Source organism: Caballeronia sp., from assembly GCF_049581465.1.
Classification (GTDB): domain Bacteria; phylum Pseudomonadota; class Gammaproteobacteria; order Burkholderiales; family Burkholderiaceae; genus Caballeronia.
The window spans coordinates 1-3820 of sequence record NZ_JBAUSA010000320.1; the positions used below are offsets into that span (position 1 = coordinate 1).

Here is a 3820-nt window from a genome sequence, read left to right on the forward strand (position 1 = left end):
GTTTGAAAAGAAATGAAGTCCCGCCCCGGATAGGGGCTAACAGAAATAAGCAAGAAAATACTACTTATGCAGAACGACCACGCTAGCAGAAGGACGCAACGCTCTCCCCACACTCGCCGCGAGCAGCCCCCTCCACACCGACCGCAATCAAAACCCGCCCTAGCGGCACGCGCTACTGCGAAGCTCCCCCGGCTGCAGGGGCACTGGCTGCTGGTTGGGGGTTCTGGCTCTCATAGGCGCGCTTCTCGCGAATCGCGTTGAAAAACAGCGTGCCAATAACGAACAGCACCACGACCACAATCAGAATGCTGATCGCGAACGTGGGATGCCTGCGCGTTGGGGCCTTGTTGCGGCGGTCATCGGTCATGAAATCGGGAATTTTGGGTTGATGTGCGAAGCGCGCCATCTTACCCGACCCGGGTTTCAGAAGGATTGTGGCACCGCACCCGGGAACCCGATTCCCGACTCAATTGCCGGTAACGTTGAGCGGCGGGCGCACGGGAAGCGCGGTCGAATACTTGATCTGCTCCATGGCGAAGCTCGAACTGACGTCGTACAGCGGCACCGCGCGAATCAGCGTTTTGTACACGCGGTCGTAATCGTCAATATCCGACACCACCACCCTCAACAAATAATCCGTCTCCCCACTCATCCGATAAACCTCAACCACTTCAGGAATGTCACGCACGGCCCGCGTGAAGTCCTCGGACCAGGTCTGCGTGTGCTGGTTCGTCCTGACCGAGACGAACACCGTGGTTCCGACGCCTAGCTTGCGAGGATCACATAGCGCTACCTGGGCGCGGATGACGCCGGTCTCTTTTAGCCGCTGAACGCGTTTCCAGCACGGCGTTTGCGAAAGATTCACGCGCGTCGCCAATTCGGCGATTGGCATCGTCACGTCTTCCTGTAGCAACTCCAGCAACTTTCGATCAATGAGGTCCATGCCCACAGCCCGCCCCTTATAGGAAATTATTCTACTTTTTCGTGCCTTGGAGAAATTATATGGAAACTCTTTCTCTACGCAAACCGGTATAAATGACGCTCATTCACGTTGTTTTCGCCGAGCTTTGCCCATGAAACTCAATATCGACACGAACCCAGCGCTCATCGGCCTGCATCGCGCGCTTGACGAGGCATGCTGCCTCGATCTTTCATCAGCGGAATTCGCGCTGGGTGTGCGCTCGGCGCTTGCCGCGTCGACCGCGCACGCGCAACTCTTGACTGCTGCCCAACGCGAAGGTGACGCGCAGACGTATCGGCGGCATTTGCTCTATGCGGACCCGCTCGGCCGATACGCAGTCGCGGCGCTCGTCTGGCAATCAGGTCACGCAAGTCCGGTTCATGGCCACCATACGTGGTGCGCTTATTCCGTAATCGAAGGCGAGTTGTCAGAGACGCTGTTTGCGTGGAACCACCAGGCGCACTGTGCCGTCCAGACGCGGCAACATCCACGCACGCCCGGCGCCGTCTCGTTTGTAGCGGCCGGACGGGGCGCGATTCATCGGCTGGAAAACGCGTCGACGGCATCAAGCCCTGCGATTTCGATCCACGTCTATGGCGTGCCCGGTACGCAGATTTCGACCCACGTCAACGATCTCGTCACTGTGGCCTGACAGGCAGGCATGATAGGCAGGCCTGACAGGCAGGCACGACGTTTCAAGCCCGACGATATTCAGCCTTGAACGTTAGCTCCGCCATTGACGCCTAACGCATTGACGCCTAACGCATTGACGCTGACGCGCATCGACGCCTGACGCGTTGACGCATTGACACCTGACGCTTACCGCTCTTCACGCCCTGCCCGGCGTGGATGCTGTCGGAATCTGCGCCGGCACTTGTGCCGACTGATCCGTCGGAGGCGGCGCCGGCTGCGGGTCATGCGAAACATCGCGAGCACGTGCCGCCTCGCTTCGCTCGACCGGCGACAGGGGTTCGCGATACGACTCGTCGGCGTCATTCCACGACGATCCCCGACCCGACACGTCCCGCGACACGCGCACCTGCATCTGTGGCACGGGAACGTCCATTCCCATCTCGTCCATCTTGCGCTTTACCCGCACGTTGAACGCCCGCGCCACGCTCCACTGCTGCAGCGGCAATGTCTTGATCTGGCCTTTGACCACCATCCAGTTCGGATCGAACCGGTCCAGCCCCCACACCTCGATCGGTCCGAGCATCTCGCGCCGATAACGGAAATCAGCCATCAACTCCGCGCCAACCTCGCGAATCATCTGCGTGACCTCGTCGATATCGGCGGAAAACGGTACGCGCACTTCAAACACCGCATAGGCAAAATCTCGCGACAGGTTCTTCACGATCTTGATCTGCGAAAACGGAATGGCGTGTATCGCGCCCTGACCGTCGCGCAGCCGCACAGTACGTATGGTCAAGGTTTCCACGACGCCCGCGTGACCGCCGTCGACCTCGATCGAATCGCCAACCGAAATCGTGTCTTCGATAATGATAAAAAGCCCGGTGATCAGATCGGCCACCAGCGATTGCGCTCCAAAACCCACCGCGAGCCCGATCACTCCTGCGCCTGCCAGCAATGGCGTGACGTTCAGCCCAAGATTGGCCGCGGTAACAATTGCAGCAATGCTCAGCAACGCGACGAAGACGACGTTACGGATCAGCGGCAGCATGGTGCGCGCGCGCATGCTCGGCCCACGGCCCTTGCCGCGCGAAGGATTCGATGCGAGCGCCTCCTGAATACCAGTGTCGATGAGAATCCACACCAGGTAGGCGATGAAGATCGTCAGCAATATGGCCGTAATGCCGTGCGTGATTCCTCGCGCGGCCGCGCTGTCCTGGGCGAGCTTGGCCAGCGAAAATCCCCAGAGATGCGACCACAGTTCGAGGAATGCGAGCCAGATAAACAGGACGACCAGCCGGCCAACATATTTGACGAGCCGCCTGACATAAGCGGACTGGCGGCGCGCCTTTCGCGGCGCGAGTTTTGTCACACGCAACACGATTGCGCTCAGGAACAATGCGATCACCAGCAGCCCCGCGCTCGCGATGTCCATCTGCAGCACATTGTCGGATGCGCCAATGCCTGCGAGCGTCCCAATCACCGATACCGCGGCGAGCAGCAACAAAGGCAAGTGCCACAGGGCGCCTACGACCTCACGGGTTTCAGTCGCGGCCTTGTGCTCGCTACGATAATCGTAGGGACGGCTACGAATCAAATGCGATACGGGCCGACGGAAACCTAGCGCGAAATAGCCGGTCATCACGGCCGCCGCCATGTTTGCGGCAGTCGCGATCAGCCCCGCGAGGTTAGTGCCGAGTTGCTGCGCGACGTCGTAGTTGGACGCCGCGTCGCCAAGCGCGCCAAACGTGCCGATCAGGAACAGCAGACGGCGCGCGTGAACAATCAGCAAATGCACCGGCACCCGCCTGTGCGCCGAGCCGAACAGCGAAAACATGATCAGGCAGATCGAGGAGAACAAAGCGCCGGCCACGATCGCATAGGCTGTCACCATCGCCAGCGTGCGGCCGAGAGACACCGGCATCAAGCGCACGAAGGTGAGTGCCGCGATAAACGCGAACAAATAGGGGCCCACGCGGCGGAGCGCGAAAATCAGGAGTTCTTGCGTCGTGGCATTCGGGCGCAGGCCGAATTCAATTTTGTAGTGCGCATGGATCTGGCGCTGAATATAGACCAGGACATAAGCGCAAACGCCCCACCCCGCCAATGTCAGGCAAAAATTGAGCAACGTTCGGCTGAAAGGCTCCCGGCTATGGCTCGACACAATGGTGAACAGTTCGTTACCCGCGGCATTCAGCCGGCCGCCCCAGTAGTTGAGCGGTGTTCGGC

The 3820-nt window shown here is 59.9% G+C and carries 4 protein-coding genes; 1 reads left to right on the top strand and 3 read right to left on the bottom strand.

Translation table 11 applies throughout. From position 1 onward, the window contains the following. Positions 1-172 precede the first annotated feature (172 nt). Both WCA53_RS07940 and WCA53_RS07945 read right to left on the bottom strand, forming a co-directional pair. Positions 173-406: a hypothetical protein gene (locus tag WCA53_RS07940; RefSeq protein ID WP_423907710.1), complete on the bottom strand. Its 234-nt coding sequence runs from the start codon at positions 404-406 to the stop codon at positions 173-175. A gap of 60 nt (positions 407-466) precedes the next feature. Beyond that, on the bottom strand, positions 467-943 hold the full coding sequence (locus tag WCA53_RS07945; RefSeq protein ID WP_423907712.1) for an Lrp/AsnC family transcriptional regulator: 477 nt from the start codon (positions 941-943) through the stop codon (positions 467-469). Positions 944-1073: 130 nt separating this feature from the next. Here WCA53_RS07945 and WCA53_RS07950 point away from each other — a divergent pair, with 130 nt between their 5' ends. Then, on the top strand, positions 1074-1613 hold the full coding sequence (locus WCA53_RS07950) for a cysteine dioxygenase (protein ID WP_423907715.1): 540 nt from the start codon (positions 1074-1076) through the stop codon (positions 1611-1613). 177 nt (positions 1614-1790) lie between these two features. On the opposite strand, the gene WCA53_RS07955 is transcribed toward WCA53_RS07950, so the two are convergent. Beyond that, a partial coding sequence (locus tag WCA53_RS07955; RefSeq protein ID WP_423907718.1) for a mechanosensitive ion channel family protein occupies positions 1791-3820 on the bottom strand: 2030 nt, incomplete at its 5' end.